Here is a 15,800-nt window from a genome sequence, read left to right as displayed (position 1 = left end):
GGCCGCGCGGGGGCCCGGCCCGCGTTGTGGTGGGGGGCGGGCGCCCCGGGGCCCCCCCCCCCGGGGGGGGCCCCCCCGCGCCCCGGGGGCCCCCCCCCGGCGGGTGGATGCGCGGCACTCTACGTCAATTGGCATGTGCATGTCTGCGGCAAGGGCGGGCGGCGCTCGACGCGAGCGGTGCGATACCGCGGCGCCCCGCGGTGCGGCCCCGGCGGGACGCCGCTCAGATCTCGACCATCACCTGGTCGAGGGATTTGCGGACCAGGTCCGGCACCCGGCAGTCGGCCGCCGGATAACCCACCGGGATCACCGCGAACGCCTTCTCGTTCGCCGGGCGCCCCAGCGCCTCGCCGAGGAAGCGCATCGGGCTCGGAGTGTGCACCAGCGCCGCGAGACCCGACAGATGAAGGGCGGTCAGCAGCATCCCGACCGCGATGCCGACGGACTCGTCGACGTAGTAGTGCTTGCGCTTGGTCCCGTCCTCACCCAGCCAGTAACGCTGCTGGAAGACCACGATCAGCGCGGGCGCGTCGGTGAGATGCCTCTTCACCTCGTCCGTGCCCAGCGGGCGCAGGGCCGCCAGCCACTCCTCGCCGAGGCGGCCGTCGTACGAGACACGCTCCTCCTCCTCGGCCGCCTCCCGGATCCGCCGCCGTGTCTCCGGGTCCCGTACCAGGACGAATGTCCACGGCTGCTGATGCGCCCCGGACGGCGCGGTCGCGGCACAGGCGATCGCGTCCCGGACCACGTCCAGCGGGACGGGGTCGGCGGAGAACTGCCGTACCGTACGCCGCTCGTCCATCCGGATCCGCAACCGCGCCGCCCGGGAGAGCGACTCGCCGGCGGGGATCCGCTCGGGCCGGTAGGGGACGGACCGGTAGGGATCGCCGTGGGTCGGGACCCAGCGCGCGGTGGAGCCGGCGGAGGCCGTCGGCCCGGCATCCGGGTCGGACGGCGCGAGCGGTACGGACGGCGGGAGCGGGGCGGGCGGGACGGGCGGCATGGGCCCGGAGGATGCGGACATGGCGCCGAGTGTGCCCGCTGTCCGGCGTTCCGGGGAGAGGGCGGACATGATCGTCCGGTGAGCGGACGCGCCTCAGCCGCGCACCCCCGCCAGCAGCCGGTCCAGGGCCTGCTCGGTGGCGGCGAGCGCGCCTGGATCCGCGGACCGGGCCAGCCAGACCGCCGCCTCGTTCATCGCGCCGGACAGCAGTCGCGCGAGCGGCTCCACGGGCTGGTCCGGAATCACCCCGGCGGCCACCAGCGACCGGAGGGCGTCCGCCAGATGGCGGGCCGACGAGGAATCGTCCATGGCCCGCCACTCGTCCCAGCCCAGCACGGTCGGAGCGTCCAGCAGTACGATCCGGCGCACCGCCGGATCGGTGCCCGCCGCAAGAAAGGCCCGGCAGCCCGCGCGCAGTTGCTCCCACGGATCGCTCTGCGCGTCGGCCGCCGCCGCCACCGTCTCGCCCAGCTCCCGCTGCACCTCGCCGACCACGGCCCGGAACAACCCCGCCTTGCTGGCGAAGTGGTGGTACGCCGCCCCCTTGGTCACCCCCACGGCCTCGGCGACCTCCGCGAGAACCACGCCGTGGAAGCCGTCCGCGGCGAAACGCCGCCGCCCCTCCGCGAGCAGCGCCCGCCGTGTCGCCGCCCGCTGCTCCGCCCTGCCGACCGTCATCGTCGCGATCACCCTTCCTTTCACATACCCCGGGTATGTTAGCGTCCCGTTTCACATACCCGGGGTATGTGAAACGGCGGGGCCCCTTCCGGGCGCCGCCGTCCCCGGGACCGCGCACGACTCCCGAACGCCCCACCCCTCCCGGAACGACCGCAGGAACGAAAGGCCCAAAACCATGACGATCAGACTCGGCGGCTTCTACCCGGTCATCGGCACCCGCGACATCGCGGCCGCACGCGACTTCTATACCGGCCACCTCGGCTTCGCGATCACCTTCGAGGCCGACTGGTACGTCAGCCTCCACCGCCCCGACGCACCCCACTACGAACTCGCCCTCCTCGACCCCGCGCACCCCACCGTCCCCGAAAGCCACCGCACCCCCCTCACCGGCGGGCTGCTCCTCAACTTCGAGGTCGACGACGTCGACGCCGAACACCGCCGGCTCGTCGGCGAGGCCGGCCTCACCGAACTGCTCACCCTGCGCACCGAGGAGTTCGGCCAGCGGCACTTCATCGTCGGGGGCCCGGACGGTGTGATGATCGACATCATCACGGTGATCCCCCCGACCGGCGGCTACGCCGAGCAGTACGCCGAGGGGCACCTCCCCGGGTGACGCGCGGTCCGCGGCGGGCCGCCGTCCCGGAGCCGCACCGCCCCGGGCGGCGGCGCCGGGAACCGTAACCGAAGCGCGCGAACCACCATGCCGGGGTGCGCGGCGGCCCGCCCCGGACCTCCCGCCACACGCGCGGGTGAACCTCCCGCGCCCGGCGCCCTTCACCCGTGCGGGTGAACTCCGTTCCCGCCCTCGGAAGGCGATGCGGCCCGTCAACACCCCGGCCAAGTCGGCCCGGGCGACCGGGAAAGCCATCGGCACCGACCCCGTCGACGCCCATGACCGGTTCATCCGGAGCGGCGCGCACCACGGCCCGTGTCGGACGTATGCGAAGGAGATGTGGCACTTCGCGCCGGAAAACACCCCGGACGGCCCCTGTCTCGCCCTCCTTCCCGGCGCCACCGGCCGACCCGCCGCACCCCCGGAACCCCTTCGGGGTACCAAAGGCGATCAAGCCGATACGGGACGGGCGAACCGCCCCGGGTGGCACGCGCGGAGTCCTTGCATGTCCCACGAATGATCAACAGGCGTTAACGTGTTCCTTGACCTTCTGTTGACCTAGTTGGTCAACCCTTGACGTGTGCGTACGCGAACCCGAACCACCGGCCGGAGGGAGGCGCCACCATGCGGACCGTGACATCACGAACGCTGATACCCCTGCTCACAGCCGTTCTCCTCGCCCTCCCTCTCCTCTCCCCGACGGCGGCCTTCGCGACCCCGCACCCCGTCGGCCACGGAAGCCCCTCAGGCCAGGACCCCGTCACCGGGATCGGTACGGAACCCGGCACGGAGCACCGCAGCCGGGCCGGTGAACCCACCACCGACCCTCTCGGCCCGTTACGCGTCCGCGACCGGCACCGCCCCGCTTCGACCGCGCCACAAGCGCACCGCGCACCCCGCGCCACGCGACACCACGGGACCCCGCGGCCCCTCATCGCCCCACCGGCCGGTCACCCCCGGCACGACGGGAGAGCCCCGGCCGCCCCCACCCCGGCCGCCCTTCAGGTATTCCGCTGCTGATCCGGAGCCCGCCCCCCAAGCTCTGTCTCGTCAGCCCGACGCGCCCCCACAGCGCGCCAGGAGGATTCACCCCTTATGCAGCCCCTCATCGACCACGCCCGCGCCTTCGGCCGGAACCCCGAACGGTTCGCCCCCCACGCCGCCGGGCAGTCCCCCCACACCCTCTTCATCAGCTGTTCGGACTCCAGGGTCGTCCCGTCCCTGATCACCGGCGCACGCCCCGGTGAACTCTTCGAACTCCGCACCGCGGGCAACATCGTCCCGCCCCCCGCCGACGGCCACCCCACCAGTGAGGCCGCCACCATCGAGTACGCCGTCGACATCCTCGGCGTCCGCGACATCGTCGTCTGCGGCCACTCCCACTGCGGCGCCGTCGGCGCCCTCGTCCGCGGCGACGACCTCACCGCCGTACCCGCCGTCCGCGACTGGCTCGCCCACGCCGCCCGTCCGCCCGCCCCCGGGGACACCGACCCGGACGACCCCGAGGTCGCCCACGCCGTCCAACAGCACATCCGCACCCAGCTGCGGCGACTGCGCTCCCATCCCTGTGTGTCGCGCCGCCTCGCCACCGGACGGCTCCGCCTGCACGGCTGGTACTACGAAGTGCATACCGGGGCCGTCCACGCGCACCGCGACGGCACCGACGCCTTCACCGCCCTGTGAGCGCCACCGTGCCCACGACATCCCTTCCCCATCTGCGGCAGGACTTCGCCGCCTCCCTCGTCGTCTTCCTCGTCGCGCTCCCGCTGTGCGTGGGTGTGGCCGTCGCCTCCGGCGTCCCGGCCGAACTCGGCCTCGTCACCGGCATCGTCGGCGGCCTCGTCACCGGCATGATGCGCGGCAGCAGCCTCCAGGTCTCGGGCCCCGCCGCCGGACTGACCGTCCTCGTCCTCGAAGCCGTGACGGAATTCGGACTCCCCGTCCTCGGAGCCATCGTCCTCGCCGCCGGACTCCTCCAGATCCTCCTCGGCGTCCTCAAACTCGGCCGGTGCTTCCGCGCCGTCTCCGTCTCCGTCGTCGAGGGCATGCTCGCCGGTATCGGCCTCATCCTCATCGCCGGACAGCTCTACGCCATGGCGGGCTTCGAGGCACCGGCCGACGGTATCGACAAGATCGCCGGACTGCCCGGCGCGCTCTGGCGCGCCGCGGGGAACACCGAAGCCCTCGCCTCGGTCGCCCTCGGCGCCGCCACCGTCGCCGTGCTCGTCCTCTGGCGCCGTCTGCCCCCCAGGATCCGTACCGTCCCCGGCCCGCTCGCAGCCGTCGGCCTCGCCACCCTCGCCGTCCTCGCCACCGGACTCCCGGTCGCCACCGTCGAGGTACGCGGACTGCTCGACTCCGTCCAGCCCCCGTCCGCCGAGGCGTTCGGCGAACTCGCCGGCCTCGGCGCCATCGGCACCGTCCTGGCCTTCACCCTGATCGCCTCCGCCGAGTCCCTGTTCGGCGCCGCCGCCGTGGACCGGCTCCACAACGGACCGCGCACCGACTACGACAAGGAACTCGTCGCCCAGGGCACCGGCAACGCGGTCTGCGGGGTCCTCGGCGCCCTTCCCATGACCGCGGTCATCGTCCGCAGCGCCGCCAACGTCCAGGCAGGGGCCCGCACCAAGGCGTCCCGCGTCCTCCACGGCGTCTGGCTGCTGCTGTTCGCCGCCCTCCTCCCTGCGGCCCTGGCGTACATCCCCGTCCCCGCCCTCGCCGCCGTCCTGGTCCACGCGGGCGTGAAACTCGTCCCCGCCCGCGAACTGGCCGGTCTGTGGCGCCGGCAGCGCGGCGAAGCCCTCGTCCTCGCCGTCACCGCCCTCGCCATCGTCGTCGTCGGCATGTTCGAAGGCGTGATCGCGGGACTCGCCCTCGCGGTGGCCAAGACGGCCTGGGAAGCGTCCCACCTCCGCCTCGACGTCGACGACCCGGGCGCGGGACCCGTCCGGGTACGCCTCTCGGGCAACGCGACCTTCCTGCGCCTGCCGAACCTCCTCGACAGCCTCGAAGCGCTCCCGCCCGACCGCGCCGTCGAACTCGACCTCACCGACGTCCACCACCTCGACCACGCCTGCCGCATGGCCCTCGAGAACTGGTCCGAACGCCACCGCGCCACCGTGACCCGCCATATGAGAGCACTCTCCGGCTGACCCCCTCCACCCGGCCCCGCCCACCGACAACCACGGGCGGGGCCCCGGCGCCACCTGCCGCGAACCCCGCCGCGACCGTCGCTCCCCGCGCCCCCACACGCCCCACCCGCCCCCCGGCACCGCGTAACCGGCCACCACCGTCGACCGTTGGCCCGATATGCGCCTACGCCGTCCTCCGTCTCCCCGCGCCCCGGGCGGCAGAGCCCCGTCCATGTCACGGCTCGCCTTCGCCACCCTGGCCGGGACCGCCGTCGAGTTCTACGACTTCTTCGTCTACGGCACCGCCGCCGCGCTCGTCCTCGGCCCCCTGTTCTTCCCCTCCTTCTCCCCCCTCGCGGGCAGTCTCGCCGCCTTCGGCACCTTCGGCGCCGGATTCGTCGCCCGCCCTCTCGGGTCCCTCCTCTTCGGCCACTTCGGCGACCGCCACGGACGCCGCCCCGTCCTCTTCGCCTCCCTCCTCACCACCGGCGTCGCCACCGTCCTCGTCGGCTGCCTCCCCACCTACGACAGCATCGGCGCCGCCGCCCCCGTCCTCCTCGTCGCCCTCCGCTTCGTCCAGGGCATCGGCCTCGGCGGCGAATGGGGCGGAGCCGTCCTGCTCACCGCCGAACACGCCCCCGCCCACCGGCGCGCCCTGTGGAGCGCCTTCCCCCAGATGGGCCCGCCCATCGGCTTCCTCCTGGCCAACGGAGTGACCCTCGCGCTCTCCATCGGCCTCACCGACGCCCAGTTCCTCGCCTGGGGCTGGCGCGTCCCGTTCTGGGCCGCCGGTGTCCTCGCCGGCGTCGGCCTCCTCCTGCGCGCCTCCCTCGAGGAAACCCCCGCCTTCCGCGAACTCACCAGCACCGGCGGCCGGGCGGCGGCCCCCGCCGCTGAGGTCCTGCGCCACCACTGGCGCACCCTGCTCCTCACCGCGGGCGCCCTCTCCAGCGGCTACGCCGTCTTCTACACCGTCACCACCTGGGCGCTCGCCTACGGCACGGTGGAAGCGGACGTCAGCCGTACGGTCATGCTGGCCCTCGTCATGGGGGCCGTCGCGATCCAAGGCATGGTCACCCCCTTCGCCGCCCTGCTCGCCGACCGGGTGGGCCGCCGCCCCATGTGTCTGGCGGGCAGCGCCCTCACAGCCCTGTGGGTGTTCCCCCTCGTGGCCCTGCTCGGCACCGGCGAACCACCCCTGATGTTCCTCGGCTTCGTCGGGGCCCTGCTCGCCTTCGTCTCCGTCTTCGCCGTCACCGCCGCCTATCTGCCCGAGCTGTACGAGCCCCGGGTGCGCTGCACGGGCGCCGCCGTCGGCTACAACCTGGCGGGAGTACTCGGCGGCGCCGTCACCCCCCTGGTGACGACCGCCCTGACCGACGGCGGCGGCCCGCCGTGGGGCGTCGCGGCTTGGCTGACCGGAGTCGCCGTACTGAGCCTGTCCTGCTTCGCCGCCCTCCCGGAGACCCGGACCGCCGCCGCCCCACCCGGGCCGGACAGGGCGGGAAAGCGGCCCCCGACGCCCCGGGAACCGGCGGACCCCGCCGACCGCACCTCGGCCTGACCCTCCGGGGAAACCGGCGGCACCGGAAGGCCACCCCCGGGCGAATCGGGGGAACCGGGGACCGGACACGCCCGGGGCCGGGCACACGGCGGGGCCGCGACCCGGGAACACCCTCCCGGACCGCGGCCCCGCCCACCCGTACCGTGATCCATCCGGCCGTCAGGCTGCCCCCCCCGGGCACGCCGGGAGCTGCGGGAACAGCAGTCGGCGCAGGTTGGTGATCTCGCACTCGGTCGCCACCGTGTCGAGGGTCTCGAACGCGAGGTTCCATTCGACGTTCCCCTGCGCGTTCCGGGTGAACCGCTCGGTGATGCCGTATGTGATCTCCCGGACCGGGCCGCCCTCCTTCGACAGCTTCGCGTGCCCCACCCACTCCCGATAGGTCACCGGTCCCTGGCGCACCGTCTTCCCCGGCTCCAGCCGCAGCTCGTGGACCCGCGTGAACAGCTTCGTCAGATACGCCCGCATATCCGCCTTGCGGGTCAGCGCCCGGTCACCCAGCCCGGGGCCGGTCAGCGCCACGACATCGTCCACCTCGTTCACCAGGGCCGACGCGTCCCGCGTGTTCCACGCCGTCAGCCGGTTCTCCGTCCGCGGCGGTGTCCACGCCACCGGCGCAATCGAGGTGAACAGGTTCGGCAACTGGCTGTTCAGCGACCGGAACAGCTCCGTCTGGTCCCAGAACCGGCGCCCCTGCTCCACCCGGGATCCGTCCAGCACCAGCCGGTGCGTCGTGATGTAGTCGAACTTCTCACCCGGCGTCCCGTCCGGCTTCTCTTTGATCGAACCGGAGTTGCGCGCCTTCACGAAGACGACCTTCCCGTCCGGTGACGACACCGCCGACACCGGCTGGAACGTGTAGTTCACCGCACCCAGCAGGCTCTCCATCTGCAGGGCGATGGCCGTCGTGTCGATCGGCGCGGGCAGCCCCGAGTCCATCAGCGTCCCGGTCGGCGTGAACAGTTTCATGTACGTGTCGACCCGCGGCGCCGCTCCCCACTCGCAGTACGCCTTCATGAACGCGTGGGCGTTCGCCGGCAGCGACGACTGGCCGCCGACGACGGATTGGCAGTACGGCGACAGGGGTGCCGGTCCGGTAGCGGATGCCGAAGCCGTACCGGAACCGAGGGGGATCAGCGCGGCGGCGGTCGCGAGAACTGCGGCGGAACGCATACGGCGGAGGCGTGACATGGGGTTCTCCCGTTCGAGAAGCGGTCTCGGGGGCCGGGGATCGTCGTCCCCGGCCCGGTGATCACAGTCTGTCCGCACCCGCCCGACCTGCGCGATTACCTCCGGGGTAACGGACCCCCGCCGCGTGGAACTCCCCGGTGACCACGTACGTTGACCCCGGTGACGCCGCGGAACGACGCGTCGTCCGACAGACGAACTTCAGCCAGGACCGAGGTGGCAATTCAGTGGCGATGTGGGACCGAATCAAGGACCAGGCCAAGACTCTCCAGCAGCAGGCCCAGGCATCGGGTCGTCCCGGGTCCGGGTCCGGGTCCGCCCCCGGGTCCGCGCCCCAGAGCCACGGCCGTCCCGCCGCGCAGGGCAGCGGCTCCAAGGCCCAGCTCGTGGGTCTGCTGAAGACCCAGCTCACATCTCTCAAGACCGAGCTGAAGAGCGGTGCCTACCGGGACGCCAGCATGGCCGTATGCGCTCTGGTGGCCGCCGCCGACGGCCATGTCGACCCCACCGAGCGGCAGCACGTGGAGTCGTTGATCCTCTCCAACGACGTCCTGCAGAACTTCCCGGCCGACCAGCTGCGCACGCGCTTCAACAAGCACGTCGACCAGCTGATGGCCGACCCCATCCGAGGCCGCGCCGAAGCCCTCCAGGAGGTGGCCAAGGCCGCCAAGAAGCCCGCCGAGGCCCGTGCCGTGATCCAGACCGGCATCGTCGTCGCCGGAGCCGACGGCTACATCTCGCCCGCCGAGGAGCAGATCCTGCGCGACGCGTGCGCGACCCTCGGCATCTCGTCCGCCGAGTTCGGCATCTGACACTCCGCCGGCCCCGAGTCCGCCTCTTCTTCCGGTGACGTGGGAATACCCCCGCGCACCCGTGGTGGACTCGGGGCCGGTCCCGTCTCACCAGGTGTGCGCGACGTCCACGACCACCTTGTCCCCGTACTGGAGCACCCGGAACGGCAACCGGGCCCGCACGCCGACGGCGACCTGCGTCCGCCCCTCGTAGCTCGACCCGAACTTGGTGTCCTTGAAGGTCCGGTACCCGCTGAGGCTCACCCCCGGCAACGACCGCCCGGGGATCCCCGGATAGACCACCCCACCGGTGTTCGGGTCGTAACTCGGCGCGTTGACGAAGATCTCGAGAATGGCCCCGCCCGCCACGGGGATCACCGTGCCGGTGGCGTCCTGCCGGAAGGCGCTGACATAGCCCACCCGATAGCCCGCGGGACCGCTCGCACCGGCCACGTCGAAGACGACCCGGTCGAAGCAATCGTGCTGACCGGCCCGGATGTTCGTCAGCGGCTCGGCGACGTGCTGCGGCGCCGACTCGAGCCCACTGCCCCATCCCGTGGCACACGCGCTCGCGCTCGCCGCGACGGGATGGTCCGCCTGTCCGCAGGACGCCCAGGCCGTACCGGCCGTCCCGGCGAGCGTGACCCCCGCCAGCGCCAGGGCCGTGGCGGCTTTTCCAACTGGTCTCATGATGAGTACCTCCTCAGACGACGAAGGAGCGGCTCGGACCGCGCGCCCACCATGAGGCCGCGGACACCGCGGCCGACATCCGTACGGATACTCATATCGCCACCTGAGTACGTGCCAAGGGGGAATCACGGGACGGAAGTGAGCAAACAGCACCGTGGAAGACCCCTTCACGCCCCCTCCGCGCCTCGCGCTCCCCGGCTCTCACCGCCCGGCACGCCACCGCGCCCGGCGCTGCGAGCCCTTCACGCCCGGGGCTTGCCCGCCGCGTCGACCCGAGGAGGGCTCGCGGGGGCGATGTCCAGGTCGGCGTGGAGCAGATGATGGTCCGAGTACGGAGTGGGCAGCACCTGGTGCTCCAGCGGCGCGATGCCCCGCAGGAAGACGTAGTCGAACTTGCTCTGCCAATCGGTGGTCGGCTTGCAGCTGCCGTCGGACAACGGCCGGCACTGGGCGTCCGTATCCGCCGCCAGCGCCCACATCCCGGTCAGCTCGGGGGCGTCCGGTGCGGCGTTGAAGTCGCCGAGCACGATCGCGCGGTCGTACGCGGCGACCTCCTCGGCGAGTACATCGGTCTGGCCCGCCCGGACGTCCTGCTGCCGCCGCTGCGCGAGATGCGTGTTGAAGACCCGTACGGACTGGCCGTCCACCTTGGTGGTCACCGCCATGTACCCGCGGTCCTCGGACCCGCCGTCGGGATACTCGACACTCACCCGGTCCGTCATCGGCGCCGCCGACAGCAGCGCCTGCCCGAAGGATCCCGGGCTCCACGGCGTCCCCCCGCAACGGCCCCGGTTGCGGAGCACCATCCCGTACTCGACGTGGTAGACCAGCCCGTACAGGCTCTCCAGATAGTCCCGGATCCTCTCGACGTCCCGCACGCACGCCTCCTGCAGGCCGATGACCTGGGGCGCGTAGGTGGCGATCTCCGCCGCACGCCCGACGTTGCTCTCCTTGCAGGGGTTGCAGATGTTCCACGTCATGACACGGTTCGGCACCACGTCCTCGGCGGCTCCGGCGGGCAGCGACCGGGCGAGGGGGACACCGTTCGGCGCACTGGGACCGACCAGCACCAGGCAGGCCAGGACCATGGCGCCCGCGAGCAACCGCGCGCCCCTTCCGAGCACTGTCGCCTCCTCAAAAGTTGAAGTACTTCCGCATGAGGTTATGGGACGGGGGCGTCACCCTCGCATGCGGTATGCCGAATCGTATTGCGGGGGAACGCGGCTGCCGGTCCGCACCGCACGGTGACGGGGCCGCACGGGCCGGAAGCGGGCGGAGCCGGTGAGAATCGGGTCGCCCGTCCGGGGGTACTTCCGGCCCGCTGCGGCCGTAGGACAGGGACCGATGACGAGACGCTGTCCGCCGGGCCCGCCCACGCCATCGACCCTGCTCCGCCCTCGTACGATCCGCCCCGCGTGCGCGTTCTACGGAACCGACCTCCCGGGTGCAAGGGACTCCAGAGCCCTCCCTCACATCGCGTCGGCCACAGTGCGCCATCCGGGAAGACCGCGACGTTTCCCCTGATCAGACACCCATATCAGGGCCGAGTGAGCCGACGGCGCCCGCGAACCCCAAGCCCTGAAGGGCGAGTTCCGGACATCGAGTGACCGAACAGCAACGCGGAATGCAGCTTTCCGCTCTATCGGGCCGGGAGTGGGCAGGGGGGCCGCTCCCGATCGTTCACCGACCATCCCTTCACCTCACAGGGGAAGACACCTTTGTTCTCACCACAACACAGCCGTGGCGCCGTGGCCCTGACCGCGTCCCTCGCGGCGGCGGTCCTCGTCGCCGGGCTGACCACCACCCACTCCTTCGCGGACACCGCAGGCCCGGGCCGCGAAGGGACGACCCCCCTCGCCACCGCCGAGCGGAGCGGCACCACCGCCGGACTGCGCTGGGTCACCCTGATCACCGGTGACCGCGTCGGCGTCGACCCCCGCGGCCGGGCGGCGTCCTTCCAGCCCGCCGAGGGACGGGAGAAGATACCGGTACGCAGCTACACCGACAACGGCCGCACCTTCGTCGTCCCGGCCGACGCCGAGCGGCTGATCGGCAAGGACGTACTCGACCGCAGGCTCTTCGACATCACCGGGCTGAGCGCACCCGAGAGCCGGCGGGCCCACAGCAAGGGCCTGAGAGTCATCGTCGCCTACGAGGGCGCCGCCGCCACCGCCCGCAAGGGAGTCAGAAGCGACGCCGAGGTACGCCGTACCCTGCCCGCGCTCAACGCCGACGCCCTGACGATCCCGCAGCGGGACGCGGGCGCGCTCTGGGCCGCCCTGACCCGTACCGCCGGCACCGAAGGGGCCCGTACGGCCGGCGCCGTACCCGGCATCGACCGCGTCTGGCTGGACTCGGTCCGCACGGCGACCCTCGACAAGAGCGTTGCCCAGATCGGCGCCCCGAAGGCCTGGCAGGCCGGATACGACGGCAAGGGCGTGACCATCGCCGTCCTCGACACCGGCGTCGACGAGACCCACGCGGACCTCAGGGGCCAGGTCGTCGGAGCCAAGAACTTCACCCGCTCCCCGGACACCACGGACCGCAACGGCCACGGCACCCACGTCGCCTCCACGGCGGCCGGCACCGGCGCCCACTCGGGCGGCACGCACAAGGGCGTCGCCCCCGGCGCGAAGATCCTCAACGCCAAGGTCCTCGACGACGCCGGGTTCGGCAGCGACTCCGAGATCCTGGCCGGGATGGACTGGGCGGTCGCCCAGGGCGCGGACGTCGTCAACATGAGCCTCGGCGGCCTCGACACCCCCGAGGTGGACCCGCTGGAGGCCCTCGTCGACAAGTTGTCGAAGGAGAAGGGAGTCCTCTTCGCCGTCGCCGCCGGCAACGCGGGACCCGGCGCCCGTACCGTCGGCTCCCCGGGCAGCGCGGATTCGGCGCTCACCGTCGGCGCCGTGGACGACGCCGACGGGCTGGCCCCGTTCTCCAGCCGGGGACCGCGAGTCGGCGACTCCGGTGTCAAACCGGATGTGACCGCGCCCGGAGTCGGCATCGTCGCGGCCGCCGCCTCCGGCACCGGCAACGGCGCCGATCTGCCCGGCTATGTCTCCATGAACGGCACCTCGATGGCCACCCCGCACGTGGCAGGCGCCGCCGCCCTGCTGAAGCAGCGGCACCCGACGTGGTCGGGTGAGCGCATCAAGTCCGTCCTCGCCGCGTCCGCCAAGGACGGCGGCCACGGCGTCTTCCAGCAGGGCAGTGGCCGCATCGAGGCCGACCGCGCCCTCCAGCAGACCGTTACCGCCGACGAGAACACCCTCTCCTTCGGGCTCCAGCGGTGGCCGCACACCGACGACACGCCCGTCACCAAGCAGGTCACCTACCGGAACCTGGGCGACCGGGACGCCACCCTCAACCTGACGGTCCAGGGCCTCGACCCGCAGGGCCGACCCGCCCCCGCCGGGTTCTTCACCGTCGGCGCCACCGAAGTCACCGTCCCCGCGGGCCGCACGGCCACCGTCCCGGTCACCACCGACACCCGTATCGGCGGCACCACCGAGGGCATCTACACCGCCACCGTCACCGCGACCGGCGGCGGCCAGAGCGTGCGCACCACGGCCGCCGTGAACCGCGAGGCCGAATCGTACGACCTGACCCTCAACCACCTCGGGCGCGACGGCAAACCCAGCACGGATTACCAGAGCCTCCTCCTCCCGCTCGCCGGAACCTCCGACGACGACCTGATCGAGGTCAACGGCAGGAGCACCGCCACCTACCGGCTCCCGAAGGGCGACTACTTCCTCGACGCCTTCCGGGTCGTCCGCGGACCGGACCCGTCCCGGATGGAAGTGGACCGGCTGGCCCACCCCCGGCTGGCGCTGACGAAGGACACCGTCGTCGACGTCGACGCCCGCCTCGCCAAGCCCGTATCACTGACCGTCCCGGACACCGCGGCCCCGCAGACCCGCGCGGTGGCGACCCTCTCCGTGGACAAGGGCGGAAAGCCCGCCCGCTTCGCGACCCTGCTCGACTCCTTCGACGTCCTGCGCACCGCGCAACTGGGCCCGGCGCAACCCACCGGCAGCACGGTCCGGGAAAGCTTCCAGGCACAGTGGACCGCCGCCACCACCGAGTACAGCGCCATCGCCGTGAACCCGGGCAAGAGCCTCTCCACCGGCTTCTCCCACGCGTTCAAGACCGGTGACTTCGCCGAGGTCGCCGTGACCACCACCGTCACCACCCCGGCCAAGAGGGCCTTCGCCCTGATCCGCAACGAACTCAGCGGAGTCCTCTACTCCTCGTACGCGTCGACCGGGGCACCCGGCACCAGGACCGTCCGCCTCGCCACGAGCGGCGCGCCGAACCGCTGGTCCGTGGGCGCGGCTCAGCTCGACGCCCACGAGAGCCTGGAAATCGAGTACATGGGCCCCGAGCGGAAGTACCGCCCGGGCGCGAACCACCGGGAGACCATCGGCACCGGCGTCCACTCCCCGCTCCTGAACGCGGAATCCGGCGTCTTCCGCGCCGGCGACACGCTGATCGGCCTGGTGCCGATGTTCTCCGACGGCCGGGGCAACGCGGGCTCGTCCCTGTACAACGCGGCGACGACGACCCTGCACCGCGGCACCACGAAGATCGGTGAGAACCAGGACCCGATGACGGGCTGGGAGGGGTTCGAGGTCGGCGCGGACGACGCCGAGTACACCCTCGCGACCACCGTACGGCGGGACCCCTCGTACTCCCGGATCTCCACGGGCATCGACGCGTCCTGGACCTTCCGGTCCGCGAAGCTCCCGACGGACGAGACGACCCGGATCGCCCTGTCCACCGTACGGTTCGGTGCCCCGGTCGCCCCCGACGGCACCGTCCCGGCGGACCGCACCTCGACCTTCCCCCTCACCGTCCAGGGCCCGGCGGCCGGCCGGGGGCTCGCGTCCCTCACCGCCGCCGTCTCCTACGACGACGGCCGGACCTGGCAGGACACCCCCGTCACCCAGGGGAGGATCACGGTGAAGAACCCCGCCCGGGACAAGGCGGTGTCGCTGCGCGCACAGGTCACCGACGCCCGCGGCGGCAAGGCGAGCGTGACCGTCCACAACGCCTACTTCGGCAAGTGACCCGTACGCCCGCGAGCTGAACGCGGCGGCACAGAGCACCACCCTGGAGAAAGGGCCCCTCCGCACCCGGCGGAGGGGCCCTCTCCGCACCCGGGCCGCGTTGTCGGTGGTGGCTGAAAGGCTGTACGGATGAACGGAGACGAGCAACTCCTGCGCGGCCGGGTCTACGGCCGCGACCACGACGACCCCGATCCCGGCCCGCTGCCCCACCGCACCTACGCCGTGCTGATCGGCGGTCCGCTGGACGGGCTGCTGCTCGACATCACGGACCGGCGCCCGGAGGAGAGCGGCGACGGTGTGGCCCTGCCGACGGAGCTGGGACGCTTCCCCGGCGGCCGGGTCCTGTACGACCCACGCCCCGGCGTCGGCCACCGCCTCTACTACTCCGGCGATACCCCCTGAGCCGCCCCGAGGGGGCGGCTCTGTCAGAGGCCTACGGCACCATACACGTATGAACCCCGCCGGGCACCTCGACGAGATCCGTACGCGCTGAGCGCCGTCCGCGGCCGACTGCCGACGCCGCCGTGCCGGCCTGGTTCACCGCCCTGCGCGACACGCTCATCGGCGAGCTCGCCGCTCGCGGCCCCGAGCAGGAGTCCCGCACATGGTTCCGGCCGGATCAGACCGTGGGGTTCTGGTACCGGCGCATGACACACGAGACCGCGGTCCACCGTGTCGACGCGGAACTCGCCTGCGGCCAGGAGACCCCGATCGCCCCCGGCCCCACGACGGACGGCGTCGACGAGTTCCTCGGCTTCCTCACGTACGACACCGGTGACAGGCCCGGACAGGCCGAGGGCGCCGACCGCACGGTGGCGCTGCGCTGCGGCGGACGGCAATGGCTGGTGACCCTGCGGAAGGACCGGGTCGCGTGCGCCGCCGAAGGTACGGCGCCGCACGCGCGGATCGACGGCGAGCCCGGGGATCTGCTGCTCCATCTGTGGGGGCCGGCTACCTGCTGACGCGCGGTCGCTCACGGACTCCGGCGACGCGACCACGCTTGCCGCGCTCCGGAACCGGTTCCGGCAGGAGACGCGGTGACTCCGGCCGTGTGCTGCCCGGACCCGACG

12 protein-coding genes and 1 pseudogene are annotated in these 15,800 nt (G+C 72.5%); 8 read left to right on the top strand and 5 right to left on the bottom strand.

Translation table 11 applies throughout. The features are described from left to right. Positions 1-223: 223 nt before the first annotated feature. Positions 224-1,024 (bottom strand): nitroreductase family protein, encoded by an 801-nt coding sequence (locus ACFXG1_RS31620; RefSeq protein WP_384724255.1) that lies wholly within the window; start codon positions 1,022-1,024, stop codon positions 224-226. 72 nt (positions 1,025-1,096) lie between these two features. After that, on the bottom strand, positions 1,097-1,681 hold the full coding sequence (locus ACFXG1_RS31615) for a TetR/AcrR family transcriptional regulator (RefSeq protein WP_384745625.1): 585 nt from the start codon (positions 1,679-1,681) through the stop codon (positions 1,097-1,099). 175 nt (positions 1,682-1,856) lie between these two features. Here ACFXG1_RS31615 and ACFXG1_RS31610 point away from each other — a divergent pair, with 175 nt between their 5' ends. The 4 genes from ACFXG1_RS31610 (at position 1,857) to ACFXG1_RS31595 (ending at position 6,989) form a co-directional block, all read left to right on the top strand. Then, the gene (locus tag ACFXG1_RS31610) at positions 1,857-2,294 is read left to right on the top strand and encodes a VOC family protein (protein WP_384745622.1); all 438 of its coding nucleotides are present in this window, start codon (positions 1,857-1,859) and stop codon (positions 2,292-2,294) included. A 1,095-nt stretch (positions 2,295-3,389) separates the two neighbouring features. Beyond that, complete coding sequence (locus ACFXG1_RS31605) at positions 3,390-3,977, top strand: carbonic anhydrase (RefSeq protein WP_384714951.1); 588 nt, start codon at positions 3,390-3,392, stop codon at positions 3,975-3,977. An 8-nt stretch (positions 3,978-3,985) separates the two neighbouring features. Continuing rightward, positions 3,986-5,446, top strand: a complete 1,461-nt coding sequence (locus ACFXG1_RS31600) for a SulP family inorganic anion transporter (RefSeq protein WP_384745620.1) — start codon at positions 3,986-3,988, stop codon at positions 5,444-5,446. Positions 5,447-5,657: 211 nt separating this feature from the next. Further along, on the top strand, positions 5,658-6,989 hold the full coding sequence (locus ACFXG1_RS31595; RefSeq protein WP_384714945.1) for an MFS transporter: 1,332 nt from the start codon (positions 5,658-5,660) through the stop codon (positions 6,987-6,989). Positions 6,990-7,148: 159 nt separating this feature from the next. On the opposite strand, the gene ACFXG1_RS31590 is transcribed toward ACFXG1_RS31595, so the two are convergent. Continuing rightward, a complete protein-coding gene (locus ACFXG1_RS31590; protein WP_384714941.1) occupies positions 7,149-8,180 on the bottom strand; it encodes a nuclear transport factor 2 family protein in 1,032 nt (343 codons plus the stop codon). Between the two features lie 224 nt (positions 8,181-8,404). Between ACFXG1_RS31590 and ACFXG1_RS31585 the strand changes: the two genes are divergently transcribed. Then, positions 8,405-8,989: a tellurite resistance TerB family protein gene (locus tag ACFXG1_RS31585; protein WP_384714938.1), complete on the top strand. Its 585-nt coding sequence runs from the start codon at positions 8,405-8,407 to the stop codon at positions 8,987-8,989. Positions 8,990-9,076: 87 nt separating this feature from the next. Here the strand turns inward: ACFXG1_RS31585 and ACFXG1_RS31580 are convergent, their stop codons facing one another. Together ACFXG1_RS31580 and ACFXG1_RS31575 are read right to left on the bottom strand one after the other, a co-directional pair. After that, positions 9,077-9,658: a hypothetical protein gene (locus ACFXG1_RS31580; protein ID WP_384714935.1), complete on the bottom strand. Its 582-nt coding sequence runs from the start codon at positions 9,656-9,658 to the stop codon at positions 9,077-9,079. Between the two features lie 242 nt (positions 9,659-9,900). After that, entirely contained in the window at positions 9,901-10,746 is an 846-nt protein-coding gene (locus ACFXG1_RS31575; protein ID WP_384745623.1) for an endonuclease/exonuclease/phosphatase family protein, read from the bottom strand. A gap of 660 nt (positions 10,747-11,406) precedes the next feature. Between ACFXG1_RS31575 and ACFXG1_RS31570 the strand changes: the two genes are divergently transcribed. From ACFXG1_RS31570 to ACFXG1_RS31560, 3 genes and pseudogenes are all read left to right on the top strand, one after another. Beyond that, positions 11,407-14,730, top strand: a complete 3,324-nt coding sequence (locus ACFXG1_RS31570; protein WP_384717944.1) for a S8 family serine peptidase — start codon at positions 11,407-11,409, stop codon at positions 14,728-14,730. 129 nt (positions 14,731-14,859) lie between these two features. Next, a complete protein-coding gene (locus tag ACFXG1_RS31565) occupies positions 14,860-15,132 on the top strand; it encodes a hypothetical protein (protein ID WP_384745617.1) in 273 nt (90 codons plus the stop codon). A gap of 86 nt (positions 15,133-15,218) precedes the next feature. Continuing rightward, positions 15,219-15,692 (top strand): annotated as a pseudogene (locus ACFXG1_RS31560) (maleylpyruvate isomerase family mycothiol-dependent enzyme); the annotation flags it as partial. Positions 15,693-15,800: the final 108 nt, after the last annotated feature.

Source organism: Streptomyces sp. NPDC059248, assembly GCF_042753905.1.
Lineage (GTDB): Bacteria > Actinomycetota > Actinomycetes > Streptomycetales > Streptomycetaceae > Streptomyces.
This window is presented reverse-complemented; position numbering and strand designations above follow the sequence as displayed.